Source organism: Marinobacter sp. H13, from assembly GCF_059072335.1.
The window spans coordinates 421,205-447,602 of sequence record NZ_JCACRU010000001.1; the positions used below are offsets into that span (position 1 = coordinate 421,205).

Annotated in this window: 20 protein-coding genes and 1 pseudogene; 4 read left to right on the top strand and 17 right to left on the bottom strand. The window is 56.8% G+C overall.

What is annotated here, in order from left to right; genetic code table 11:
- Window positions 1-31 precede the first annotated feature (31 nt).
- The 3 genes from AC5JQH_RS01985 to AC5JQH_RS01995 form a co-directional block, all read right to left on the bottom strand.
- Entirely contained in the window at window positions 32-2,212 is a 2,181-nt protein-coding gene (locus AC5JQH_RS01985; RefSeq protein ID WP_491713711.1) for a malate synthase G, read from the bottom strand.
- A 150-nt stretch (window positions 2,213-2,362) separates the two neighbouring features.
- A complete protein-coding gene (gene cysS, locus AC5JQH_RS01990) occupies window positions 2,363-3,751 on the bottom strand; it encodes a cysteine--tRNA ligase (RefSeq protein WP_008175013.1) in 1,389 nt (462 codons plus the stop codon).
- The gene (locus tag AC5JQH_RS01995; protein WP_008175012.1) at window positions 3,748-5,427 is read right to left on the bottom strand and encodes a glutamine--tRNA ligase/YqeY domain fusion protein; all 1,680 of its coding nucleotides are present in this window, start codon (window positions 5,425-5,427) and stop codon (window positions 3,748-3,750) included. Before AC5JQH_RS01995 ends, cysS begins: the two co-directional genes overlap by 4 nt.
- A 138-nt stretch (window positions 5,428-5,565) precedes the next feature.
- Here AC5JQH_RS01995 and AC5JQH_RS02000 point away from each other — a divergent pair, with 138 nt between their 5' ends.
- Both AC5JQH_RS02000 and AC5JQH_RS02005 read left to right on the top strand, forming a co-directional pair.
- Entirely contained in the window at window positions 5,566-6,066 is a 501-nt protein-coding gene (locus tag AC5JQH_RS02000; RefSeq protein ID WP_008175011.1) for a peptidylprolyl isomerase, read from the top strand.
- Entirely contained in the window at window positions 6,063-6,788 is a 726-nt protein-coding gene (locus AC5JQH_RS02005) for a UDP-2,3-diacylglucosamine diphosphatase (protein WP_092029890.1), read from the top strand. The genes AC5JQH_RS02000 and AC5JQH_RS02005 overlap by 4 nt, the downstream gene beginning before the upstream one ends.
- A 39-nt stretch (window positions 6,789-6,827) precedes the next feature.
- Here the strand turns inward: AC5JQH_RS02005 and AC5JQH_RS02010 are convergent, their stop codons facing one another.
- The 8 genes and pseudogenes from AC5JQH_RS02010 to AC5JQH_RS02045 all read right to left on the bottom strand — a co-directional run bounded on the left by AC5JQH_RS02010 (window position 6,828) and on the right by AC5JQH_RS02045 (window position 15,134).
- The gene (locus AC5JQH_RS02010) at window positions 6,828-7,598 is read right to left on the bottom strand and encodes an amino acid ABC transporter ATP-binding protein (RefSeq protein ID WP_014577526.1); all 771 of its coding nucleotides are present in this window, start codon (window positions 7,596-7,598) and stop codon (window positions 6,828-6,830) included.
- Window positions 7,599-7,636: 38 nt separating this feature from the next.
- Complete coding sequence (locus AC5JQH_RS02015) at window positions 7,637-8,722, bottom strand: amino acid ABC transporter permease (RefSeq protein ID WP_053112375.1); 1,086 nt, start codon at window positions 8,720-8,722, stop codon at window positions 7,637-7,639.
- Entirely contained in the window at window positions 8,722-9,909 is a 1,188-nt protein-coding gene (locus AC5JQH_RS02020) for an amino acid ABC transporter permease (RefSeq protein WP_008175007.1), read from the bottom strand. The genes AC5JQH_RS02015 and AC5JQH_RS02020 overlap by 1 nt, the downstream gene beginning before the upstream one ends.
- A gap of 90 nt (window positions 9,910-9,999) precedes the next feature.
- Window positions 10,000-11,025, bottom strand: a pseudogene (locus AC5JQH_RS02025) (amino acid ABC transporter substrate-binding protein).
- Between the two features lie 261 nt (window positions 11,026-11,286).
- On the bottom strand, window positions 11,287-12,174 hold the full coding sequence (locus AC5JQH_RS02030; protein ID WP_493805229.1) for a hypothetical protein: 888 nt from the start codon (window positions 12,172-12,174) through the stop codon (window positions 11,287-11,289).
- Between the two features lie 33 nt (window positions 12,175-12,207).
- Window positions 12,208-12,600: an acyl-CoA thioesterase gene (locus tag AC5JQH_RS02035; protein ID WP_104270040.1), complete on the bottom strand. Its 393-nt coding sequence runs from the start codon at window positions 12,598-12,600 to the stop codon at window positions 12,208-12,210.
- A gap of 68 nt (window positions 12,601-12,668) precedes the next feature.
- Window positions 12,669-14,249, bottom strand: a complete 1,581-nt coding sequence (locus AC5JQH_RS02040) for a PQQ-dependent sugar dehydrogenase (RefSeq protein WP_493805230.1) — start codon at window positions 14,247-14,249, stop codon at window positions 12,669-12,671.
- Between the two features lie 114 nt (window positions 14,250-14,363).
- Window positions 14,364-15,134 (bottom strand): ferredoxin--NADP reductase, encoded by a 771-nt coding sequence (locus AC5JQH_RS02045; protein ID WP_493805231.1) that lies wholly within the window; start codon window positions 15,132-15,134, stop codon window positions 14,364-14,366.
- Between the two features lie 145 nt (window positions 15,135-15,279).
- Between AC5JQH_RS02045 and AC5JQH_RS02050 the strand changes: the two genes are divergently transcribed.
- On the top strand, window positions 15,280-16,164 hold the full coding sequence (locus AC5JQH_RS02050) for a LysR family transcriptional regulator (protein WP_008174997.1): 885 nt from the start codon (window positions 15,280-15,282) through the stop codon (window positions 16,162-16,164).
- Here AC5JQH_RS02050 and AC5JQH_RS02055 read toward each other — a convergent pair.
- Window positions 16,156-16,764, bottom strand: a complete 609-nt coding sequence (locus AC5JQH_RS02055) for a MiaE family protein (RefSeq protein WP_008174995.1) — start codon at window positions 16,762-16,764, stop codon at window positions 16,156-16,158. The two genes, AC5JQH_RS02050 and AC5JQH_RS02055, sit on opposite strands and share 9 nt — an antisense overlap.
- Before the next feature lie 256 nt (window positions 16,765-17,020).
- Here AC5JQH_RS02055 and AC5JQH_RS02060 point away from each other — a divergent pair, with 256 nt between their 5' ends.
- A complete protein-coding gene (locus tag AC5JQH_RS02060) occupies window positions 17,021-19,615 on the top strand; it encodes a bifunctional aconitate hydratase 2/2-methylisocitrate dehydratase (RefSeq protein ID WP_008174993.1) in 2,595 nt (864 codons plus the stop codon).
- 74 nt (window positions 19,616-19,689) lie between these two features.
- Here AC5JQH_RS02060 and AC5JQH_RS02065 read toward each other — a convergent pair whose 3' ends face one another.
- From AC5JQH_RS02065 to putP, 5 genes are all read right to left on the bottom strand, one after another.
- On the bottom strand, window positions 19,690-20,682 hold the full coding sequence (locus AC5JQH_RS02065) for a zinc-dependent alcohol dehydrogenase family protein (RefSeq protein ID WP_493805232.1): 993 nt from the start codon (window positions 20,680-20,682) through the stop codon (window positions 19,690-19,692).
- 26 nt (window positions 20,683-20,708) lie between these two features.
- Window positions 20,709-21,455, bottom strand: coding sequence for a sulfite exporter TauE/SafE family protein (locus tag AC5JQH_RS02070; protein WP_008174989.1), 747 nt, complete (start codon window positions 21,453-21,455; stop codon window positions 20,709-20,711).
- 13 nt (window positions 21,456-21,468) lie between these two features.
- Window positions 21,469-23,616: a TRAP transporter permease gene (locus tag AC5JQH_RS02075; RefSeq protein ID WP_008174987.1), complete on the bottom strand. Its 2,148-nt coding sequence runs from the start codon at window positions 23,614-23,616 to the stop codon at window positions 21,469-21,471.
- 2 nt (window positions 23,617-23,618) lie between these two features.
- Window positions 23,619-24,626: a TAXI family TRAP transporter solute-binding subunit gene (locus AC5JQH_RS02080; protein ID WP_008174985.1), complete on the bottom strand. Its 1,008-nt coding sequence runs from the start codon at window positions 24,624-24,626 to the stop codon at window positions 23,619-23,621.
- Between the two features lie 251 nt (window positions 24,627-24,877).
- Entirely contained in the window at window positions 24,878-26,368 is a 1,491-nt protein-coding gene (gene putP, locus AC5JQH_RS02085) for a sodium/proline symporter PutP (RefSeq protein WP_008174984.1), read from the bottom strand.
- Window positions 26,369-26,398: the final 30 nt, after the last annotated feature.

The following is a 26,398-nucleotide window of genomic DNA, read 5'->3' on the forward strand; positions in this document are numbered from 1 at the left end:
CGCCGAAGCGGGGTTTTTTATTTCGCAGCTCTTACTGCCCGTATTTGGCTTTCGCCTTCAGACGGTAAGCGTGCAGTAGCGGCTCGGTGTAGCCATTAGGCTGCTCGCGGCCCTTGAGAACCAGATCCAGCGCTGCCTGGAAGGCGACACTGTCATCGAAGTTGCCGGCCATCGGGCGGTACGCCGAATCACCGGCGTTCTGCTTGTCGACTACCGCTGCCATACGCTTCATGGTCTCCATGATCTGATCTTCAGAGCAGATACCATGGTGCAGCCAGTTGGCCAGCAGCTGGGAGGCGATACGCAGAGTCGCACGGTCTTCCATCAGGCCGACATCGTTGATGTCCGGCACCTTGGAGCAGCCAACGCCCTGGTCAATCCAGCGCACAACGTAACCGAGGATACCCTGGGCGTTGTTGTCCAGCTCCTGCTGGATGTCTTCGGCGCTCAAAGAAGCGGGATCATCCATCACCGGTACTGTCAGGATATCGTCCAGCGCGGCGCGGGTGCGGCTTTCCAGCTGCTTCTGGACATCAGCCACACTTACCTGATGGTAGTGAGTGGCGTGCAGTGTGGCCGCCGTGGGAGATGGAACCCAGGCAGTGTTCGCACCGGCCTTCGGATGCCCGATTTTCGCTTCCAGCATGCCGGCCATCAGGTCAGGCATGGCCCACATGCCCTTACCAATCTGGGCAACGCCACGGAAACCGGTTTCCAGGCCGATGTCCACGTTCCACTGCTCGTAGGCATTGATCCAGGTCGCCTGCTTCATCGCACCCTTGCGGATAAACGGACCCAGCTCCATGGAGGTATGGATCTCATCCCCGGTGCGATCCAGGAAACCGGTGTTAATAAACACAGCCCGCTCTTTCGCGGCGTGGATACAGGCTTTCAGGTTAACTGTGGTGCGACGCTCCTCGTCCATGATGCCGACCTTCAGGCTGAAGCGCGGCAGGCTCAATGCATCCTCGACACGACCGAAAAATTCGTTGGTGAATGCAACCTCTTCCGGCCCGTGCATCTTAGGCTTCACGATATACATGGAGCCTTTGGTGCTGTTCTGGAACTTGCCATTGCCCTTCATGTCGTGAATGGCGATCAGTGAGGTGATCAGACCGTCCATCAGACCTTCCGGCACTTCGTTACCGTCTTTCAGCAGGATGGCCGGGTTGGTCATCAGGTGGCCGACGTTACGGATAAACATCAGGCTGCGGCCTTTCAGGCTCAGCTCGCTGCCATCTGCCGCGGTGTGGGTGCGATCCGCATTCATCTTGCGGGTCAACTGCTCGCCACCTTTCTCGAAGGTTTCCTGCAGATCGCCCTTCATCAGGCCCAGCCAGTTGCGGTACGCAAGTGCCTTGTCGTCGGCGTCTACGGCAGCTACCGAGTCTTCGCAATCCATGATGGTGGTCAGTGCAGACTCCATCAGCACGTCTTTGACGTGGGCACCGTCGTCTTTGCCAATCGGGTGGCTGGCGTCAATCTGGATCTCGAAGTGCATGCCGTTCTTGACCAGCAGCACGCCGGTGGGCGCATCAGCAGCACCGGTGTAGCCAACAAAGCCGGCTTCGTCTTTCAGGCCCGTGGAGTCACCGTTCTGCAGCTTGACGACCAGTTTGCCACCTTCAACTACATACTTGGCAGCATCTTTGTGACTGCCAGAGGCCAGCGGTGCCGAGCTGTCGAGCAGGTTGCGGGCCCACTCGATAACTTTGGCACCGCGAACCGGATTGTAGCCACGGCCTTTTTCAGCGCCGTCTTCCTCGGAAATCGCGTCGGTACCGTACAGCGCATCGTACAGGCTACCCCAACGCGCGTTCGCAGCGTTCAGAGCAAAACGGGCGTTCATGATCGGCACCACCAGCTGAGGGCCGGCCATGGTTGCCACTTCCGGGTCGACATTGGAGGTGGAGATCTTGAACTCGGAAGGCTCGTCAACCAGGTAACCAATGTCTTTCAGGAAAGACTTGTATTCGCCCATGTCGAGCTTCTGGCCCTTGTGATCCCGGTTCCAGCTGTCCATTTTTTCCTGGATAGCATCACGCTTGGCCAGCAATTCACGGTTGCGTGGCGCCAGCTCGTTCACGATCTTGTCAAATTCTGCCCAGAATTTATCGGCATCGATTCCGGTGCCCGGGATCGCTTCGTTGTTCACGAAATCATACAGATTCTTTGCGACCTGAATGCCGCCGACTTGTACGCGTTCTGTCATCGTTGTCTGCCTCAGTGGGTTACGTTTCCCGACTCCCCCTTCATCTTGAGGGGGCATTCTAATTTGAGCGCCGCATTGTAAGGGAAAATCCTTACAAGATCATTCCTGCAGGCGCAAAACTGGTCTGACCAACCGGCAGCTCCCGGAAATTCAGGCTTTACGCCAGGTCGTCCCCTCTCGGGAATCGTCCAGAATAATACCTTTCTCGAGGAGCTCGTCGCGGATCCGGTCGGCCTCGGCAAAATTCTTTGCCTTGCGGGCATCAGCCCTGGCCTGGATCATTGCTTCAATGTCTTCGGCGCTAAGCTCACCACCCGTGTCTGCCTGGAAGAACGCCTCGGGATCCTGCTGCAGCAGCCCCAGAACACCACCAAGCCTTACCAGAATCGCCGCACTTTGCTTGGCATCGTCTTCACGACCATCGCGACGATGCTGATTGATTTCGTTGGCAACAGCGTGCAGGACGGCAATTGCACCCGCGGTGTTGAAGTCATCGTCCATCGCCTCGGCAAACCGCTCGTCGTGCTCGGATTCCGGCACATCGGCGGCCTTGGCGGGCACGATGCCTCTGAGCGCATGGTACAAACGGGTCAGAGTTCGGCCGGCCTCAGCCAGATTTTCCTCAGAGTAATCCACCTGGCTACGATAGTGGCTGGAAACCAGGAAGTAACGGACCACTTCTGCCGGGTACTTCTCCATGATCTCGCGGATGGTGAAGAAGTTACCCAGGGACTTGGACATCTTTTCTTTGTTCACCCGGATGGCACCCGCGTGCATCCAGGTGTTCACAAAAGTGTGGCCAGTGGCACATTCTGACTGGGCAATCTCGTTCTCATGGTGCGGGAACAACAGATCCGGGCCACCGCCGTGAATATCGAATGTGTCGCCGAGACAGCAGGTGGACATCGCAGAGCACTCGATGTGCCAGCCAGGACGACCATCGCCCCAGGGCGACGGCCAACTGACCTCCCCTGCCTTTGCCGCTTTCCACAACGCGAAATCTGCAGGGCTTCGCTTGGCTTCCTGAACATCCACCCGCGCGCCCGCCAGAAGATCCTCCAGCTTTTTCTTGCTGAGCTTGCCGTAGTCATCGAAGGAATCGACCGAAAAGTAGACGTCACCATTGTCCGCTGCGTAGGCGTGGCCGCCGGCAATCAGTTTGTGGATCATCGCGATAATTTCGTCGATATACGCGGTAGCTCGGGGCTCTTCATCCGGTGACAGCACGCCGAGACGGGCTTCGTCTTCGTGCATGGCTTTGATCATCCGGTCCGTGAGTTCGTCATAGGGCTCACCGTTTTCATCCGCACGGCGCAGGATCTTGTCGTCAATATCGGTGATATTGCGAACATAGTTCACGTCGTAACCGCGATGACGCAGGTAACGGGTAATCACATCAAAGGCTACCAGCACCCGGGCATGCCCCAGGTGGCAGTAGTCATAGACTGTCATACCGCAGACGTACATCCGGACCTTGCCAGGCTCAATTGGCCGAAACTCTTCCTTCTGTTGGGTCAGAGTATTGTAGATGCGGATCACTTGCCCCCCTTGCCCCAGGAATCCCTGAGCGTAACAGTGCGGTTGAATACCGGCCGACCGGCAGCCTCGGTATGGGCCTGATCACAGAAGAAGTAGCCTTCCCGCTCGAACTGGTATGGAAGATCCATACGGGGCGCGACAAGACTCTTTTCGACGCGCGCGCCTTTGAGAACCACCAGCGATTCCGGATTCAGGTGATCCATCAGATCGCCTTCCTTGTCACTGTCCGGCGACTCGTGGTTAAACAGGCGGTCATACAGATTGATGTCTGCCTCTACACTGTCACTCGCCGAAACCCAGTGAATCACGCCGTTCGGTTTGTAGCCCTCGGGATTGACGCCCAGGGTGTTGGGATCGTACTCACACTTGAGCTCGACAATCTGGCCACTGTCGTCACGAATCACTTCCCGGCAGGTCATCACATAGCCGCCACGGAGGCGTACTGCCTGGTCCGGGGCCAGCCGCTTCCATTTACGCGGCGGCTCCATTTCGAAATCTTCCCGGTCGATATACAGAGTCTGGGTCCAGGGCACTTCCCGCTCGCCCATATCCGGATTTTGCGGGTGCACTGGCAAGGTGAGCGTTTCGCTTTGATCCGCCGGGTAATTGGTCAGCGTGACTTTCAACGGGCGCATCACACACATGGCTCTCGGGGCCCGGGTGTTGAGGTCTTCGCGAATGGCGTGCTCAAGCATGCCCACATCCACAGTGCCGCCGGCCTTGTTCACCCCGATCATGTCGCAGAAGGTGCGGATGGACTCCGGCGTGTAGCCACGCCGGCGCATACCGGAAATGGTTGGCATACGCGGATCGTTCCAGCCATCAACTACATTCTCATCCACCAGACGCTTGAGCTTCCGCTTGGAGGTGATGGTGTAGTTCAGATTCAGCCGCGCAAACTCGATCTGGCGCGGGTGGCAGGGGCCGGAGATGTTATCCAGAACCCAGTCATACAGCGGCCGGTGGTCCTCGAATTCCAGCGTGCACAGGGAGTGGGTAATCCCCTCCAAGGCATCCGAAATGGGATGGGTGAAGTCATACATCGGGTAGATGCACCACTTGTTCCCGGTCTGGTGATGTTCGGCGTAGCGGATGCGATAAAGAATCGGATCCCGCATGTTGATGTTCGGAGAAGACATATCGATCTTGGCCCGCAGCACCAGTTCGCCGTTCTGATACTTGCCGTCCCGCATATCGCGGAACAGTTGCAAGCTCTCCTCCACGGGGCGATCCCGGTAGGGGCTGTTTCTGCCCGGCTCTTTCAGGCTGCCCCGGTACTCGGCCATTTCATCGGCCGTCAGGGCGCACACGTAGGCCTTGTCCCGGGTAATCAGTTCCTCGGCAAATTCATAAAGCGCATCAAAGTAATCCGAGGCATAAAGCACGTCCCCGGCCCACTCGTAACCAAGCCATTCCACATCCTGCTTGATGGCGTCGATGTATTCCTGGTTTTCCTTTTCCGGGTTGGTGTCGTCAAACCGAAGGTTACAGTCGCCGGAAAAGGTCTCGGCGATGCCAAAGTTCAGGCAGATCGATTTGGCGTGACCAATATGCAGGTAGCCATTGGGCTCCGGCGGGAATCGGGTGACCACCTTGCCGGTGTGCTCTCCGCTGGCGATGGCGTCTTCGATCAGGCTCTGGATAAAGTTGTGGGCTTTCTTCGACTCGGCGCTCATACAATCTCTGTTAAAAGGGGAGTGAATCTTAAACCGCGTATTATACTCACAAATCCTTGCCGGACTCATGCATAGCGGGAAACTCTTGAGTACAATGGGCCCGTTAACGTACCTAACCTTTCTGAACAGGAAAACCTGATGATTCTGCTGAAAACCAACTACGGTGACATCAAGCTGGAACTGGACTACGACAAGGCACCGGAAACCGCCAAAAACTTTGAACAGTACGTTCGCGACGGTTTTTACGATGGCCTGATTTTTCACCGTGTGATCAGCAATTTCATGATTCAGGGCGGCGGCTTCGAGCCGGGCATGACCCCACGTAAAACCCGCGATTCGATTCAGAACGAAGCCGATAACGGACTGAGCAACATGCAGGGAACCATTGCCATGGCACGCACCATGGACCCGCACTCTGCCACAGCCCAGTTCTTTATTAACGTTGAGAATAACGGCTTCCTGGACCACACCGCCAAAAACGCGGAAGGCTGGGGCTACTGCGTGTTCGGCAAAGTGGCCGACGGCATGGACACGGTAAACGCGATTCGAGCAGTGCGCACCACCATGCGTGCAGGCCACCAGGATGTGCCTGCCGATGACGTGGTAATCGAAAAAGCCGAGGTTCTGGAGGACGCGTGACCACGCTGTTTATTTCAGATCTTCACCTCGAGGAATCCCGCCCGGATATTACTGAGGCATTTCTGGGCTTTCTCGACGGGAAAGCCAGTGGTGTTGATCAGCTGTATATTCTCGGTGATTTCTTTGAGGCGTGGATAGGAGATGACGAACGCACGCCGCTCCAGGAGCAGATTGCGACTGCCCTTCGAAAACTGCGGGACAGCGGCACCAGGATTTTCCTGATGCACGGCAACCGGGACTTTCTGATCGGCCAGGACTTCTGCGACCGGGCCGGCGCAACGCTGCTGGACGATCCGACGGTGATTGATCTGTACGGTACCCCTACCCTGCTGATGCATGGCGACAGCCTGTGCACCGCCGATGTGGAATACCAGAAGTTCCGGGCCAACATGCGTAACCCGCAGTGGCAGCAGATGATACTCCAGCGCCCCCTGGAAGACCGCCAGCAAATGGCCCGCCAGCTACGGGAAATCAGCATGGCGAAAAATCAGGGCAAGGAGGAGTTCATCATGGACGTAACCCCCGAGGAAGTGGTCAAGGACTTGGAAACGCACGGTGTCCAGCGAATGATCCATGGCCACACCCATCGCCCCGCGGTTCATGAACTGACGGCCAACGGGTCGCCGGCAAAGCGTATTGTACTGGGAGACTGGGACAAGAACGTTTGGTGGCTTGAGGCAGAGCCAGGCAAGGAGCCCGAGCTATTCAAGGAGCCGTTGTAAAAAAGCCGGGCAAATGCCCGGCTTTTTTTATTCTTGGTTTCAGTGCGCGAGTATCTGCTGGAGGAACTTCTGAGTTCTGGCTTCCTGTGGGTTGGTAAAGAACTCGTGGGGAGGCGCCTGCTCCACGATCTCGCCACCGTCCATGAAAATCACACGGTCCGCCACCGTCTTGGCAAAACCCATCTCATGGGTTACGCAGAGCATGGTCATACCGCTTCCCGCCAATTCAATCATTACGTCCAGCACTTCCTTGATCATCTCCGGATCCAAGGCCGAGGTTGGCTCGTCGAACAGCATGATCTTGGGCTTCATGCACAGGGCCCTGGCAATCGCCACACGCTGTTGCTGGCCGCCCGAAAGCTGCCCCGGGAATTTGTTAGCCTGATCCGGGATCTTGACCCGCTCAAGGTACTCCATCGCTGATGCCTCCGCTTCCTTTCGGGGCGTTTTTCGCACCCAGATCGGCGACAGGCAGCAGTTTTCCAGGACGGTCAGGTGCGGGAAGAGGTTGAAGTGCTGAAACACCATGCCGACTTCCCGCCGAACCGTATCAATGTGGCGGACATCATCGGTCAGCTCGATACCATCAACAATGATTTTGCCCTGCTGATGCTCCTCCAGCCGGTTGATGCAACGGATGAAGGTGGATTTTCCCGAGCCGGATGGCCCACAGATGACAATTCTCTCGCCCTGATCAACGGTCAGGTTGAGATCTTTGAGAACATGGAAGTCCCCGTACCACTTGTGCATGCCCTCAACCCGGATAATCCCCGGTTTTTTTCCCGGCTGGTCCTTCGGCGGGGTCTGCATTTCTGAGGTTTGTGTTTGTTCTGTCATAGGATTACCCGTCAGGTCTTATGACCAGTGTCTAGTTTTCGTTCAAGGTTCTGGCTGTATCTGGAGATGCCGAAGCAGAAGACCCAGAAACAGAACGCCACAAATACATAGCCCTCAATGGCAACATTCTGCCAGGCCGGATCGGTAACCGTGGACTGGACTGTGCCGAGGATATCGAAGAGGCCGATAATCAACACCAGCGTGGTGTCCTTGAACAGGGAAATGAAGGTGTTCACGATACCCGGAATAACCATCTTCAGAGCCTGCGGCAGGATGACCAGCCCCATTTTGCGCCAGTATCCCAGCCCCAGAGCATCGGCAGCCTCATACTGGCCCCGGGGAATGGCCTGCAGGCCACCGCGAATCACTTCCGCCATGTAAGCGGACTGCCACAGGGTTATACCAATCAGCGCCCGGGCCAGTTTCTCGAAGTTCACACCTTCCGGGAGAAACAGCGGCAGCATCACCGAAGCCATGAACAGAACCGTGATCAACGGAACCGCCCGCCATACCTCGATAAAGACCACACAGATCCCGCGGATGATCGGCATCTCGGAGCGACGACCCAGCGCCAGCAATATGCCAATGGGCAAGGACGCAATAATCCCGATGTAAGCCAGGATCAGGGTCAGCATCAGGCCGCCCCATTTCGAGCTCTGCACTTCTTCCAGGCCGAAACTGCCTCCGGGAATCAGGAAGTAGCCAACAATGGGCAAACCAAAGATACCGAACAGCCCGAGCCACTTGCGGCCGGGGAACCGCTCGATGAACTGGGGTACAAAGGAAACCGCCAGCAGCAGGAACATCACGTCGACCCGCCACTGCAGTTCATCCGGGTAGAATCCGTAGATAAAGAAATTCAGACGCTGGCTGATAAACAGCCAGCAGGCACCCGCTCCCGTACAGGCGCTCGGATCACTGCCAACAAAGTTGGCGTCGAGGAAAAACCAGTTGAGCAAAGGCCCTACACTGGTCACCAGCAGATAGGCCACACCCAGCGTCAATACCGTGTTGAACCAGCCGGAGAACAGGTTCTCCCGCATCCACTTGACCGGACGGAGCGCCTTCTTGGGTGCTTTCATGGTTGACTCGGTCATCATCGCTCCTTAATGGCCACAGCCCGGTTGTAGATATTCATGAACAGCGAGATCAGCAGACTGATGGTCAGATACACCGCCATGGTAATGGCGACAACCTCGACGGCCTGCCCCGTCTGATTCAGCGTAGTGCCCATGAAGACCGCCACGAGATCCGGGTAACCGATGGCCGTTGCCAGGGAGGAGTTTTTCACCAGATTCAGATACTGACTGGTGAGCGGCGGAATGATGACCCGCATGGCCTGCGGTATCACCACCAACCTGAGGGTAAGACCATTGGGCAGCCCCAAAGCCTTGGAGGCCTCGGTTTGTCCCTTGCTGACCGACAGAATACCGGAGCGGACGATTTCAGCGATGAAGCTGGCGGTGTACAGCGACAGTGCAATCCACAGAGCCGCCAACTCCGGAATGATGGTAATTCCCCCGCCAAAGTTGAAGCCCCTGAGCGCTGGCAAATCCCACTCAAGAGGCCGACCGGCCACGAGATAAGAGATTATCGGTACCAGCACCAGAATTGCCACGCCGACCTTGAAGGTCGGGAAGATCTGTCCGGTCGCCAACTGGCGTTTTTTCGCCCATATCCGAATCCCGACGACGGCAGCGATGGCAAGCAGAATACCGCCCCAGACAATTCCGAAACCCTCCTGGGTCACTGGATCTGGCAGGTAAAGGCCCCGGTTGTTCAGGAACAGCGCTCCACCGACATCAACACTCTGGCGTGGTGACGGAAGATTGCTGAGTACGGCAAAGTACCAGAAGAAAATCTGCAGAAGCAGCGGTATGTTGCGGATCACTTCGATGTAAACCAGCGCCATTTTGGCCACAAGCCAGTTACTCGAGAGTCGCGCAACACCAATGATGAAACCGAGAATGGTGGCGGCAACGACACCCATCGCGGAAACAAGCAATGTATTGGTTAGACCAACCCAGAAGGTTCGGCCATAAGACATGGTTGCATCATAAGGCACCAGGTTCATGATGATGCCGAATCCGGCGGTTTCACCGAGAAAACCGAAACCGGTGCTGATGCCACGGCTTTCCATGTTGGAAAGCGTGTTATCGACGAGAATCCATCCGCCCCAGAACACGAGGGCAATGGCTATCGCCTGAAAGAAGAGTGAGCGGACCCGGGGGTCGTACCAGGGCTTGGGCCCTGCAGGTCGGGTATCGATTGTTTGTTTTTTCATGGATTGTCCTGAAGAGCTTCCCTGTGGTTTACAGCATCAGAGATAACGGCGAAGCCTCCCACAGGAGACTTCGCCGTATGCCTTCAGGTCTTAACGGACCGGCGGCGCATACATGATACCGCCTTCAGTCCAGAGCGCGTTGATTCCGCGATCCAGTCCCAGCGGGGTATCCGGTCCTACGTTGCGGTCATACATTTCACCGTAGTTGCCAACCAGTTTCACGGCCTGATAACCGAAGTCATCCGGCAGTCCAAGCTTGGCACCCATGTCGCCATCGGTACCCAGCAGGCGCTGGATATTCGGGTTGTCGGACTTCAGCATGTCGTCGGCATTGGCGCTGGTCACGCCCAACTCTTCGGCGTTGATCTGCACGGAGAGCACCCACTTGACGATGTTGAACCACTGATCGTCACCCTGGCGAACAACCGGGCCCAGGGGCTCCTTGGAAATGGTGTTCGGCAGGATCTTGGCTGAACTCGGATCGGACAGCTTCGAGCGGAGCGCCGCCAGCTGCGAACGGTCGGAGGTCAGAACGTCGCAACGACCCGCCGCAAAGCCCTGAACGGTTTGCTCGGAGGTGTCGAACACGATCGGCTTGAATTCCATGCCCTTGGCGCGGAAGTAATCCGACAGGTTCAGCTCGGTGGTAGTACCGGCCTGGATACAGATGGTGGCACCGTCCAGCTGGGTGGCATCGTCCACACCGATACCCTTGTTGATCAAAAAGCCCTGACCATCGTAATAATTCACGCCGGCAAAGTTCAGGCCCAGGGACGCATCGCGGGTCAGTGTCCAGGTGGTGTTACGGGAGAGCATGTCGATTTCACCCGACTGCAGGGCGGTGAAACGCTCCTTTGCAGTCAGTGGAGTAAACTCAACCGCGTTTGCGTCACCGAAGATGGCTGCAGCAACCGCGCGGCAGGTATCCACGTCGATACCGGTCCAGTTACCTTTTTCATCAGGCTGCGAGAAGCCAGGCAAACCGCTGGTCACGCCTCACTGGAGGTGACCTTTCTCCTTGACGTTCTCCAGAGTTGTAGCTGCCATGGCACCAGTGGCCGAGAACGTACCTACGGCCAGAGCAATCCCCAGGGCAATCGATTTCGTCTTTCTCATTGTCTTTTCTCCGAACATCAGTTGGTTTTATCGCGACGAGTGTAATCAGCAATTTGCAAGCCACTCGGCGTAAGCCGATGATTTATATTATTTTTATCAATCACCGGTGCGTTTCAGGCGAATCTGGAACGAAGTAATACCATTTCATGCACCAGTTCGGCGCTTTCGCTCCAACCCCATGCGCCAAAAAAAGGCAGACCAAGGGCCGCGCCTATTAAAAGTAGAACAAGGTTCGGGAAATGAACTAGTTTTTATGCAAAATTATTTCGAAATTTTGAAGACTGGGGGCTCTGCGTAGGTCTCGAGGCGCTTCCGCCACCCCGGCAGCCAGCGCTCCCGCTCGATGGGATTCTCCGCGTTTGCTGCCCGTCGCGTCAGAACGGTGTCAGCTGCTTCCCTGAATTTAACAAGGGCGCTCTGATCTGGTGATTCAGACATTTCCAAAAGCACCTGAAGCAGCCCCCAGCCCTGGCCCTCGTAGCGCTCCGTAGGCGAAGGCCCCTCGCCCTTGAAATTCACATAGTCGATGATGGCGTAAACGCCACCGGGCGTCTGGCTCAGAGACTCCAGCCGGGCAGCGATCTCTGGCTTTTGGTTATCCGGGGCTGCCTCAATAACCTTTGCAAGCGATTGCCTGGCGCGACGGAATATGAATTCAGCCTGGATCCCCTGGGTACCCGCCAGAAACTCTCGCAGCTCTGCTACTCGTAGCGAATCGTCTACAGCCAGAAAGTCTGCTTTTTCGCGCCAGGGAGCGTCAAAAGGCTCGAGCGCTCGCAACCATTCGGGAATATCGACCTGACGCTGTTCCATGTATTCCATAAGGGCCGGAAAACTTTCCACGAATCGCCCTTCAACGCCCTCCGGATACCAGATGAAGTGACCAATACCCAATGACGGAAACGCCTCGCCGTCGTTCCAGTGGACCAGACACTGAAAACGCCCTGCGCACTCGTTCCGGAAAATCTGTTGGCCTACCCAGTCCAGCTGAGCGGAGGTCAGTGCCAGGGAGACATCGACATCCGGGCCAGTCAGTGAAGTAAGCTGTTGGCCATCGGATTCGGGCGCGTTATCCTCATTAGTGGAATCACAACCAGTGACCACCAAAACACTCATCAGAGAGAGCAATACAAGGTATTTACCAAACACCAGCGCCTCCGGGAAAGTCAGAATTGTGCGCGATCACGCTACCGCATGTTCTGCCAGCCTGGCTTTTATGTCATCCGGAATCGGCAGTGCCTTCTCGGTTTCGTAATCAAAGTGGATTAACACGGCGACACCCCGGGCAATCTGCTTGTCGCCCTGCCAGGCTTCCTGAATCACATGAAACGAGGAATTGCCGATCTTACCGATGCCTGTTTTGATCTTGACCGGAATATGCCAGTAGCTCTGTGCCATCAGATCAATCTCAAGTCGTGCAATGATCAGCGGCCAGGTCTCGGCTTCAAGGGTCGGGTGAAAAATACGGAAAACCGGCGTCCTGGCCTGCTCGAACCAGACCGGCAGAGTGGTATTGCTGATATGCCCGAGGGCATCGGTATCGCTGAAACGTGGTTCCAGTTCCAGATGAAACATAGCGGCTTCCCTCTTTATGAAAACCGCCTACTATACACTGGCCGGGCCCAAAGACCCCAGAGCCGAGACTAAGGCAGGATACGCAGAATCCGTCCATCCGCACTGTCAGTGAGCAGATACACCGCCCCATCAGGCCCGGTAGCCACGTCCCGGATCCGTTCGCCCATTGCTTCGAACAGACTCTCTACGTCGCTTGCATCGCCAGCTTCCAGTGTGACGCGGTGAACGCTTTTATCGGCAAGGGCGCCGACCAGGAGGTTTCCCTGCCAGTCCGGAAACAGCTCACCCCGATAGCGGGTCATGCCTGAAGGGGCAATTGAAGGGGTCCAGTGCAACAACGGTTGCTCCATACCTTCCCGCTCAACAAAGGGCGTGATCATGGCGCCGGTGTAATCGATGCCGTGCGTGATTACGGGCCAGCCATAGTTGTGTCCCGGCTCGATAATATTGATCTCATCACCGCCGCGGGGGCCGTGTTCATGGGCAATCAAGACGTTTTCGACGGAATCAAACACCAGCCCCTGAACGTTCCGGTGCCCGTAACTGTATATTTCCGGCAGAGCGCCTTCCCTGCCAATGAAGGGGTTGTCGGCGGGAACACTGCCATCCGGGTTCAGCCTCACGATCTTGCCCAGATGACTGGACAGGTTCTGCGCCTGCTCCCGATAGTCAAATCCGTCTCCCAGCGTCACGATCAGCGTACCGTCCGGAAGCCAGGCCAGTCGGCCACCGTAGTGGGCGCTGCCTTCCTTGGCCGGCTTGGCACGGAATATCTCGACAACCTCCGTCAAGGCCTCCGCCTGCAACTGACCACGGGCCACGCACAGGTGATTCGCAGAGGCCGTCCCGCAAGCGTAGGCGAGAAAGACCAGTTGGTTATTCTCAAAGTCCGGCGACAACAGCACATCGAACAGACCTGCCTGAGCATCATTGAAAACCGGCGGAACTCCGGTAATCGGCGCCTGGCCGAGCTCCCACTCCTCTGAAATCATCCGCAACCGCCCTGCCCGCTCCGTCACAAGGGCGCCACCACCGGGAAGAAACGCCAGGGACCAGGGATGCTCCAGCCCGGAAGTCAACGTCTCGACGGTGTAGTCGCTCAAGGACTGGGCCTGTGTCGGACCTGGCAGCGCCCCGAGGCCAACCGCCAGGCAAAAGGCCAGCAGGGTTCCTGAGGCGTGGCTACTGACCCCAGTGGCAGGCCTGGCAGTATGTCTGGCGAACAGGGCTCCGGCAAATGCGGCGGTTAACAGCATGGCAAGCAGACCTCCCCCGGTTCGGGTCGCCGCAATCAGGGTTGGCATGGGAGCCAGGGCATTAACCAACACTAGTGCAACCCACAGCCCGGATGCCCCGGCCAGGGCGAACAGTGGCACCCGAAGTCCGCGCCCCACGAAACGGGAAACGACCGCCGCAGCGCCCTGGGAAAAAAGGAAACCGAGTCCAAAGAGGAGCAGGTAGAGCGGCGCAAAAGAGACCAGATCATGCCCGGTGGCAGAAATGCGAGCTTCAAGCCCAACCGCCACCCCCATAGTCTGAAGGGCCCACAGGTTTAGCTGGGTCTGAACCACGGTGCCAAGAATTACCCCGACCGCCAGTGCCACTAAAAAGCTGATGACGTTTTTCTTCGTTAACTGCCGTCCTGCCATTGCTCCGCCTCCAAAGCCCTTTGCCGTTTATACGACCCATTCTGTCAGATACAAACACAAAAAAGCCGGAGCATCACGCTCCGGCTTTTTTCGAGGCGGATTCAGCCCGCGAGCTCACTGCTCCACGAACGCCCGCTCAATCACGTAATGACCCATATCGCCGCCCCGGGCTTCCTTGAAGCCCATGTTGTTCAGGATGGCGCAGGTGTCCTTGAGCATGCTTGGGCTGCCGCAGATCATGAACCGGTCATTCTCCGGGTCAAAATCCGGCAGGTCGAGATCACGGGTGATTTTGCCGGTTTCCATGGCATCGGTCAGCCTCCCCTGGTTGCGGAAGTCTTCCCGCGTTACGGTCGGATAGTAAACCAACTTGCCCTGGACCATTTCGCCGAAGTATTCGTTCTCCGGCAGATCCTCGATCTCCTTCTGATAAGCCAGCTCGGAGACGTAACGCACGCCATGGGTCAGAATAACCTTATCGAACGCCTCGTAGACTTCCGGGTCCTTGATGATGCTCATGAAAGGCGCCAAACCGGTGCCGGTACTGATCAGCCACAGATTCTTTCCGGGCAGAAGGTTGTCCAGAATCAGCGTCCCTGTCGGCTTACGGCTCACCAGAATTTCGTCACCTACCTGGATTTTCTGAAGGCGGGAGGTCAGTGGGCCGTCCTGGACCTTGATCGAGAAGAACTCAAGCTCTTCCTCGTAATTGGCACTGGCGATACTGTAAGCGCGCATCAAAGGCTTACCCTCGGTCTCCAGGCCGATCATGACAAAGTGCCCGTTCTTGAAACGGAAGCCCGGATCACGGCTTGTGGTAAAGCTGAACAGGGTATCGTTCCAGTGATGGACGCTGGTAACTTTCTCTTTAATCAGGTTGCTCATGTAAACCTCTTGCCTGTTCGTTACGCTTTCTTACGGCGAATGATTCAATTTTGGATTGCGCTAAGTCTAACCCGACACTAACCTATCGGGAAAATGGGATATTCTCATAACCTTATTCGAGTGAGCCGATTAAGAGCGAAAAGTTATGAAGTACAGTTTTCGACAGCTGGAAGTTTTCCTGGCAGCCGCCCATTTCCAGAACATTACCCGTGCTGCCGAATCGCTGGCCATGTCGCAATCGGCAGCCAGCAGTGCGCTGAAAGAACTGGAAAACCAGTTCGACATCCAGCTGTTCGACCGCGTTGGCAAACGGCTCCAGTTAAACGAGCTGGGGCGGCTTTACCGCCCCAAGGTGGAGGCCGTCCTTGCCCAGGCCAATGAGCTGGAACAGGCCTTCAGCAAACACACGGAGGTGGGCGCCCTGAAAGTCGGTGCCACCCTGACTATCGGGAACTATTTGGCCGTGGGGGTCATGGCCCAATACATGAATACCCCTACCCATCCCAGAGTCTCCCTCGAAGTCGCCAATACCAGCACCATCGCAAGACGAGTGAGGGACTTCGAGCTGGATATTGGTTTGATCGAGGGGGAATTGCAGTCTTCAGAACTGGATGTATTGCCCTGGCGGGGAGATGAGTTGGTGGTGTTCTGTTCACCCACCCATCCACTGGCCCAAAAAACATCACTGACGGATGAAGACCTGCGCACCGCCACCTGGATCATGCGTGAGCAGGGGTCAGGAACCCGCCAGAGTTTTGAGCGGGGCATGCACGGCCTGTTGCCGGATCTGAATGTGCTGCTGGAGCTGGAACACACCGAGGCCATAAAACGGGCAGTGGAAGCCGACCTGGGCATTGGCTGCCTTTCGGAAGTGGTGCTGGCCGACGCGTTCAAGCGCGGAAGTCTGGTGCCACTGACGGTACCGGAACACCGTCAGTTTGATCGGCAGTTCTATTTCATCCTGCACAAGCAGAAATACCGTAGCGCCGGAATTGATGCCTGGATAGAGCTTTGTCGGCAGTTACGCTGAGATGGGCCCGCTGTGAAAGCGAAACTCCTGATCCGGATCTTCAATCAACGCCCGCTCCAGGGCCAGAAAATCCTCCGCACGGGCCGCGATCGGTTCACCAGCGGCCTGCTCGGCCAGAGTCAAGTAGTCCTGGTAATGCCGGGCTTCGGACTTCAGCAAACTGGTGTAGAAATCCGCCAGCTTCTCATCCAGGAACGGAGCGAGCGCGGCAAACCGTTCACAGGAGCGCGCCTCGATAATGGCGCCCACAATCAACACATCCACCAGGCGGCCAGGATCTTCTGACCGGACTTCCTGTCTTAATCCTGCCGCGTATCGGGCCGGGGTAAGATGGCAATAGTCCACGCCGCGCTTTTTCATAATCGCGAGCACCTGCTCGAAATGCCGGAGCTCCTCACGGGCCAGCCGGGACATCTTGTTCAGCAGGTCGGTGTTGTCAACGTACCGGTACATCAGGCTGAGCGCGGTGGAGGCGGCCTTCTTTTCGCAATGGGCGTGATCGATCAGCATCAGGTCCTGGTTCGCCAGGGCATTGTCGATCCATTGCTGAGGGGTCCGGCACGGCAGGAAGTTGTGAATCTCTTGCAGGGCGTCGTTCATGGTTGAATACAGTTGTTGATTTGCGGGCGGCGAGTATAGCGCACTTAACAGATTCCTCCGACCTCTGTCCAACTTAACTTTATAAGGGGTTTCCTATAGAATGCAGCGCCAGATAAAGGAGTCTCTGAATAAACCCTGAAACCCCATCGGTGATTTGAGGCATTATTCAGAGGCTCCTGCGGCCTTTCCGCCAAAACCTCCCGCCAAGGCATGAAGCCAACGGCGCGGGACATTCCAACTGATGAGGGTCCATATCGTGTTAGAAGCCTATCGTGAACACGTTGCCGAACGTGAAGCCCTGGGTATTCCTCCCAAGCCCCTGAACGCCGAGCAGACTGCTGCTCTGGTCGATCTGCTGAAAAACCCGCCGGCCGGCGAGGAAGACACCCTGGTGTATCTCCTGGAAAACCGCGTACCGCCGGGTGTCGACGAAGCCGCCTACGTAAAGGCCGCGTTCCTGACTGCTATCGTAAAAGGCGAAGCCTCCTCTCCGCTGCTGGACAAGCCGACAGCAGTCAAGCTGCTGGGCATGATGCAGGGTGGCTATAACATTGCGACCCTGGTTGATCTTCTGGACGACTCCGAGCTGGCTGAGCTGGCCGGTGAGCAGCTGAAGCGCACCCTGCTGATGTTCGACGCCTTCAACGACGTGAAGGAAAAGATGGACGCTGGCAATCCGGTTGCCAAGGCAGTTATCGAATCCTGGGCCAACGGCGAGTGGTTCACCAATAAGAAGAAGGTACCAGAGAGCACCAAGATGGTGGTGTTCAAGGTCACTGGCGAAACCAACACCGACGACCTGTCTCCGGCTCCGGATGCCTGGTCCCGTCCGGACATCCCGCTGCATGCCCGCGCTGCCTACAAAATGGAACGCGACGGCCTGAAGCCGGAAGAGCCCGGCGTTACCGGTCCCATGAGCCAGATCGACGAGATCAAGTCCAAAGGCCTGCCTGTAGCCTTCGTAGGTGATGTTGTCGGTACCGGTTCCTCCCGTAAGTCGGCCACCAACTCCGTTCTGTGGTTCTTCGGTGACGACATTCCGGGCGTGCCGAACAAGCGTGCCGGCGGTGTCTGCATCGGTAACAAGGTCGCTCCCATCTTCTTCAACACCATGGAAGATGCCGGTGCCCTGGTGTTCGAAGCCCCCGTCGACGACATGAACATGGGCGATGTTATCGAGATCCGCCCGTATGACGGCAAGATCCTGAACGAGGCCGGCGAGACTATCTCCGAGTTCAAGTTCAAGTCTGATGTGATCCTGGACGAAGTTCAGGCCGGCGGCCGTATCCCGCTGATCATCGGCCGTGGCCTGACTGCCAAGGCCCGCACAGCACTGGGCATGGGCGCGACCGACCTGTTCCGCTTGCCAAAAGATCCCGAAGCCGGCACCAAAGGCTTCACCCTGGCCCAGAAGATGGTTGGCAAGGCCTGTGGCCTGGAAGAAGGCAAAGGCGTTCGTCCGAACACCTACTGCGAGCCGCACATGACCACCGTAGGCTCCCAGGACACCACCGGTCCGATGACCCGGGACGAACTCAAAGACTTGGCGTGTCTTGGCTTCCAGGCTGACCTGGTTATGCAGTCTTTCTGCCACACCGCTGCCTACCCGAAGCCGGTTGACGTGGAAATGCAGCACACCATGCCGGACTTTATCCGTACCCGCGGCGGTGTTTCACTGCGCCCGGGCGACGGCATCATCCACTCCTGGCTGAACCGCATGCTGCTGCCGGACACCGTGGGCACCGGTGGTGACTCCCACACCCGTTTCCCGATGGGCATCTCCTTCCCGGCCGGTTCCGGTCTGGTAGCGTTTGCCGCGGCGACCGGCGTTATGCCTCTGGACATGCCGGAATCCGTTCTGGTTCGCTTCAAGGGCGAAATGCAGCCCGGCATCACCCTGCGCGATCTGGTACACGCCATCCCGCTGTACGGCATCAAGCAAGGCATGCTGACCGTTGAGAAGAAAGGCAAGATCAACGAATTCTCCGGCCGCATCCTGGAAATTGAAGGCCTTGAGCACCTGACCGTTGAGCAGGCGTTCGAGTTGTCTGACGCTTCCGCCGAGCGTTCCGCCGCGGGTTGTACCATCAACCTGTCTGAAGACTCCGTGGCCGAGTACCTGCGTTCCAACATCACCATGTTGCGCTGGATGATTGCCGAGGGTTACGGCGATCCGCGTACCCTGGAGCGTCGTGCCCAGCAGATGGAAGAGTGGCTGGCTGATCCGAAGCTCATGCGTGCCGACAAAGATGCCGAGTATGCACACGTCATCGAAATCGATCTGGCTGACATCAAAGAGCCGATCGTATGCTGCCCGAATGATCCGGACGATGCCAAGTTCCTGTCCGAAGTGGCTGGCGACAAGGTTGACGAAGTATTCATTGGCTCCTGCATGACCAACATCGGTCACTTCCGCGCCGCCGGCAAACTGCTTGAGCAGCACAAAGGCCCGCTGAGCACGCGTCTGTGGATGTCGCCGCCGACCAAGATGGATCAGGCGCAGCTGATGGAAGAAGGTTACTTCAACACCTACGGCACCGCCGGTGTTCGCACCGAGATGCCGGGCTGCTCCCTGTGCATGGGTAACCAGGCACGCGTAGCTCCGAAGTCGACGGTACTGTCCACTTCCACCCGTAACTTCCCGAACCGCCTCGGCGATGGTGCCAACGTGTACCTGACGTCTGCGGAACTGGCGGCTGTGGGTGCGGTTCTGGGCAAACTCCCCTCCCCTGCGGAGTACATGGAGTACGCGAAGGACCTAAACAGCATGTCGAAAGAGATCTACAAGTATCTCAACTTCGACCAGATGGAGAACTACACCAAGAAGGCTGCTGAGGCGAATGTCGCCTGAGCATCAAGCCTTTACGGTAATCTCCACGAAAAACGCCAGCCCTCGGGCTGGCGTTTTTTTATGCCCCGAAAAGCTTATCGCTCAAGCAGGATTTTGCCGACAGCCTCACCCGACTCAATACGACGATGCGCGTCACTGATCTGGGTGAACTTGTAGCGTTGAGTATCCAGCAACGGTTTGACCTTGCCCTGCTCCAGCATGTCACACAATGCCTTCACCAATCGTGGCTGATCGTCCATGCCGATCCCGTGTAATAGCGAAATCGAACGGAAGATCACGTGCAGGGTCAGACTCTTGGCGTGCATCTGACTGAGATCATGGGTTGACCGGGTATTGATTGAGCACAGGCGACCATTCACTGCCGCGGCCTCAATGGACTTGTCCACGTTTCCACCACCGACGGTATCGAACACCAGGCTGAAGCCCTTGCCGTTTGTCAGGCGCTGCTTGTAGTCCTCTACCGACTCATCCCGGTAAAAGATAATGTCGTCGGCACCCAGTGCCCGCGCCTGCTCCGCTTTCGCTTCGTTTGAGACGGTGGTGGCGACCCGGGCACCCAGGTATTTGGCAATCTGGATGGCAACGTGGCCGACGCCACCGGTGCCGGCATGAATCAGCACATGCTCACCGGGCTGAATCCCCGCCCGATCGACCAGGGCGCTCCAGGCAGTCAGGAACACCAGCGGCAATGCCGCACACTCAGCCAGAGGCAATTCCATGGCCGGAGTACGCTTACCCAGCAATCGAACATCGGCGATCATGAAATCTGCCAGCGCGCCCTGCCAGCCCCCGACGCCACCGGCGCATCCAAACACTTCATCGCCTTCGGCAAAGCCGGCCACACCGGGGCCAACCTTATCCACCACTCCCGAGACGTCACCATTCAGGATCGCGGGCATTGCCGGGCCGGTTTTCACCAGCCCTGAACGAATTTTGGTTTCGAGCGGGTTCACACTGGAAGCCACCACCCTGATGCGAACCTGACCTTCATCAGGCTCTGGTGTGTCCACTTCCCGCTCAACGAACACATCCGGCCCGCCAAACTCTTCAATGACCATTGCTTTCATTTTTTCTATACCTCCTCAAATCATGATCAGTACAGGATCAGTCGAACCAGAATAGCCGCCACCATTATCAGGGTTATTCCCTTGACCCAGCGCGCGCCCTGCTTGCTCATGTTTACCCGGGTTGCTATAAAGGCACCGGTGACATTGCCAAGAGCCAGGGTCAGCCCGACACTCCAGCGCACCTGATCGTTGATAGCGAATACCACCAGCGCGGCAAAGGTAAAGGGCAGCACGATGGAAACCTTGAGCACGTTCACCTGCCTCAGGTCGATTTTCAGCATGTGGTAAAGCACCACGATGAACAGCACACCAACGCCGACCTGTATAAACCCGCCGTACATGCCAACCACAAACATCGCCAGGTAGATGCCCGGACTCAGCCGGTCTGTGGTCAGGGGGCGGGTATTCAGTGAGGGCTGAGGTAACAGCATGAATACCGAGGCACCGATCATGGCCGACACCAGGACGACCTCGAACACCGCGTCTGACACCCAGGTCGCAACCCAGGCGCCCAGGAGCGAACCGAGAATTGCCGGCACAGCAAGGTGCAGACTGACCATCAGGTTGCCATGCCCCATGCGGTAGAAACTGCCCACCGCAGTGATGCTCTGCAACGTAATGGCCACCCGATTGGTACCGTTGGCCACCTGCGGCGGCAACCCCAGGAACATAAGCAACGGGAGGGTCAGCATGGACCCTCCCGCGGACAACACGTTAATGAAGCCGGCAATGCCACCCAGCGCTAACAGAGCCAGGATCTCAAACAGTGTCATCGTCAGGGTCCTGTCATGCAGCTGCTGGCGTGGCCATCCGGCGGCCCTGGCGGCTACTCCACACGAACGCAAAGACAAAGATCACCAGGCCAGCGCCATCCAGCAGCACCTGGCCATGGGGCCAGAGCATCAACAAACCGATGGGGAACATCAGCAGACGCACCACTGGATTCAGCGGATGCTCAAGGTATCCTTCAAGCCCCGCTACGATGGCGTAAACGCCGAATAACGCGAAGCAGAACACCTGAATCATTTCGGTGAAGTTCCCGGTAATCAACGGTGAGTAGGCGAACAGTAGCGGCACTATGTAAAGGCCCTTGGCCAACTTCCAGGCGGTAAAGCCGGTCCGCATCTGTGGTGTGCCGGCAATCGCCGCCGCGGCGAAGGCCGTGAGACAGACCGGCGGTGTCACGTTGGAGTCCTGGGATAACCAGAAGATCACCATATGCGCCGCCACCAGGGTTATCGACAGGGTTGCCGGTGACAGTGCCTGCTCAAGCAGCTGACTGCTGAAGGTGTCCGGAACGGAGGCCAGCAGTTGCTGCGCCGTAGCCGTGTCCATGGGCGCATTCAGCAACTCCATTTTATCGGGTGCTACCAGCATGAAGATGGACTTGGCCTGCTCCGGGAGGTTGCCACTCACAAGCAGGTCCAGCAGCTGACTCTGTGCAATCAGGTTGTAGATAGCCGGCGCGGAGAGTGTGGCGAGCACGATATAAGCTGCCGTTACCGGCAGGCCCATACCAAGGATGAGCGACGCCAGGGCGACCAGCAGGATGGTGATCAACAGGCTGCCACCGGCCCAGTCAGTAATCATTATTGAAAAAGTATTGCCGATCCCGGTAGTGGACACCACCATCACTATCAGCCCCACAGTGATCAGCAGAATCGCTGTTGTGGTGATATTGCGGGCACCCATCACCAGGGCGTCCAGAATGTCCCGAGGCCCCATGGGATGCTTCGACAGCCACGAGGCGACGATCACGGAGAGGATGGCTATTCCGGCCGCGTAGGTAGGCGTGAATCCATAAACCAGCGCTGCAACCAACACCACCAAGGGCATCAGAAAATGCCAGCCATCTTTCAGCACCTCTTTCAACGTAGGCGCTTCAGCATCCTCCAGCCGGGTGGCGTGGCTGCGTTTGGCTTCAATACGGACAAACATGGCCACCGAAAGGAAGTAGAGCAGCGCCGGCAATGCGGCGACAGAAATGATCGTGAGATAGGACACCTGCGTATAAGAGGCCATAATAAAGGCCCCCGCGCCCATCACCGGTGGCATCAGCTGACCACCCGTCGAGGCCGCTGCCTCAACCCCTGCAGCAAAACGGGCAGGGAAACCGGCCTTACGCATCAGCGGAATCGTGATCACACCGGTAGATACAGTATTAGCGACACTTGAGCCAGACACCGAACCCATCAGTCCTGAAGAAAATACGGCAACGAATCCCGGGCCGCCAACGAAGCGCCCCGCAGCGCAGCGAGCAAGCTCAATGATAAAGTCTCCGGCACCGGACTTTACCAGGAAGGCCCCAAACAGAATAAACATGAAGACATAGGTCCAGGAGATCCGGGCAATCGACCCAAGCATACCCTGCCCGCCAATGTAGGAGCGAAACAGCACAGTCTCCCAGGTGAGCCCCGGGAAATTAAAAATGCCGTCAACATACTGGCCCCACCAGGCGACATAGGATAACGCCAGAATGCACAGTACCGGGATAAACCAACCCACTGTTCTGCGGCCAAATTCAAGGATCAGCAATACCGCTGCAATCGAGACGATCCAGTCACCGGTACTGAAATTAACGCCTCGCTCATAGAGCGCGTTCTCGAACAGAATCAGGTAAGCGGCACAGGCCATCGCCGCCAGACCAAGAAAAACATCGATGCCAAGCACAGCCCGCTTACCAGCCACTGAGCGAGCCTTGAACATGGGGGTGGTCAACGCACAGATCAGTCCGAAAAGACCAAAGTGCAAAGCTGAGGTCCAGAGCTCTGACAGCGTAGAAACCGTGTTGAAATAGAGGTGTATCAGTGAGGTGAGAATCGCGAGGCCAAAAATCACCGGCCCGAAGAGCCGGTGATCAAGGCGTTCGCCAGCTTCGCTGGCACTTTCATCACGGACCTCGCTGAGAGGCCCGCCTGTTGATTGGTCTGCCACAACTACTCCGCAATCAGCCGTTCTGGAATCTCAATTCCCTGCTCACGGTAAAAACGCGCAGCCCCGGGATGCAGCGGCATCGGCAGACCGGCAATCGCTTTCTCCAGCGCCATGGCCTTGGTTGCCGGATGAATGTTATTCAGAAACGCCAGGTTGGCATAAATTGTCTTGGTGATTTGATACACGTCCTCTTCCGGGACATCCGCTCGGGCCGCCATGATGTTCGGCTGGGCGATAGTATTGATGTCCTTGTCCTGGTTCGGATAGGTACCAGCCGGGATCAGGTAGGGCGTCCAGAGCTCAAAATCACTGTTCACCTCGGCCAGCTGCGCCTCGGTAAAGTCCAGTGTTGTTATTTCGCCACCGAGGTTGGCGTAGGCACGGGTAACCGCAGATGCGGGGACACCGGCCGGAATGTTCATACCATCGATGTTTCCATTCTGCATGGCGTCAGCGCTGGGACCATAGCCGAGATAGGCGATGTCCACCTGCTCCAGATCAATTCCGACCTTGCCCAGGATAAAACGACCGGAACCTTCAGTACCGGAATTCCGGGCTCCAATAGAGAAGCTCTCATCGTAAAGGTTGGTCATATCCGAAATAGTACCGGTCTCAACCACGTTGTTACGGACCACAAAATGCTCAACGTTCTGCCAAAGCATGGAAACCGAGCGCAGATTTTTATAGGCCTGTGGTACTGGCCCTGTGCCGTTCCAGGCGTAGGCGCCGTATAGCCCCTGCAAAATACCGAACTGGATCTGCCCCTCGTCCATCAACTTCAGATTTTCGCCTGATCCGGCTGAACTGATGGCGGACACGGAAATATTGGTCGTTGGTTCCAGTTTTACCTTAACCAACGTGGAAATAGCGACGCCAACCGGATAGTAGGTGCCACCCGTAGTCGCAGTGCCCATTACATAATTACCCTCGGCGTGCACCCCCGAGGAAAAAGAAACCATAGCCGCCGCAAGCAGGCTCAGTGTTGATTTCAGATATCGATTGTTTCTCATAACCCTTTGTCCTTTCGCGATTATTGTTTTCTCAAGCTGGAATCTGACCTTAATTAATGTAGCGGCTCGGACAGAGATCTACCAGCTCAAATCATGAACCATCGCCTATGGTCTAAGTCATTCCAGCTTCCACCAACAGGCCTCCGGCGTCAGATACAACAAACCCCCGCCCTTGAGGCGAGGGTTTGTTGACATCAGCACGACTCGCATAAGCGCCAAACCTGAAGTTCCGGCGCCCAGCTGCTAGCGCCCTAGCGTGTAATGTGCTGATACTCGTTTGCGTCTTCGGTAGCCATACTCACCGCAACAATGGCGATGAAAGCAGCAATAAAGCCAGGAATGATCTCATAAACACCAGGACCACCCATAAACTCACCGTTCCAACCCAGAGAAATCCAGATCATAACCGTAGCTGCACCCACTACCATGCCAGCAATGGCACCGGCACCATTCGTGCGCGGCCACATCAGCGACAGGATAATCAGCGGACCAAAAGCTGCACCGAAGCCGGCCCAGGCATTACTGACAAGGGCCAGAACCTGTGAATTCGGATCGGATGCAATGACCGCGGCAACCAGGCCAACCAGCACCACACACACCCGGCCAATATTGACGCACTCCTTATCGGTTGCTTCCTTGCGCAGGAACAGTCGATAGAAATCTTCAGTCAAAGAAGATGAAGACACCAGCAACTGACTCGAGATGGTGCTCATAACTGCCGCAAGCAGAGCTGCATACAGGAAACCGGTGATCAGCGGATGGAACAGCAGATCGGACAGAATGATGAAGATCGTTTCCGGATCCGCAATATCCATACCGTTACGAACGGCATACGCCCGGCCGAAAACACCCAGCGAGATCGCACCAATCAGGGAGATACCCATCCAGCCCATGCCAATATTACGGGCAATCGGAACATCCTTCAGGGTACGGATGGCCATAAAGCGCACGATAATGTGAGGCTGACCGAAATACCCCAGGCCCCAGGTAACCGCAGACAACCAACCGATGAAGGTCAGGCCTTCCGTCCATGACAGAAGCGTGGGATCGACCGAGTTCAGAGTTTCAGCAGCCTGGCCAAAACCGCCACCGCCTTCTCCGAATAGCACAACCGCGGGCATGATCACCAGTGCCAGCATCATGATGCAGCCCTGCACGAAGTCCGTCATGCTTACTGCCAGGAAACCACCCACAACGGTGTAGGCCAGCACCACGCCCAGCGTAATGACAATACCCACCGCGTAATCACTCAAGCCACCAAAGTTGAAAATACCGGAAAACGCACTTTCAAACAGTTTGCCGCCAGCAACCAGACCGGACGCAGTGTAAACCGCAAAAAAGATGACGATAACGATAGCGGATACCGTTCTCAGCGATAACGCCTGAGTCGGGAAGCGGTTAGCAAGGAAAGACGGAATGGTAATGGCATTCCCATAGTGAACCGTCTGTTCCCGAAGGCGCGGTGCAACCAGCGTCCAGTTGAAAAACGCACCGACAAAGAGGCCAATACCGATCCACGCGGAACCCAGGCCAGATACATACAAAGCTCCGGGAAGACCCAGAAGCAGCCAACCACTCATATCCGAGGCACCCGCCGAAAGGGCGGCCACTTTCGGACTGAGCGCCCGTCCGCCTAGCATGTAATCCTCAGATGATGAGGTAGATCTGCGCATCGCGAATATGCCAATGGCAATCATGAGCGCAAAATATGCAAAGAGACTTATCCAAACACCAATAGCCATAGGGCTCCTCCGGTTTAATGAGTCGGAATC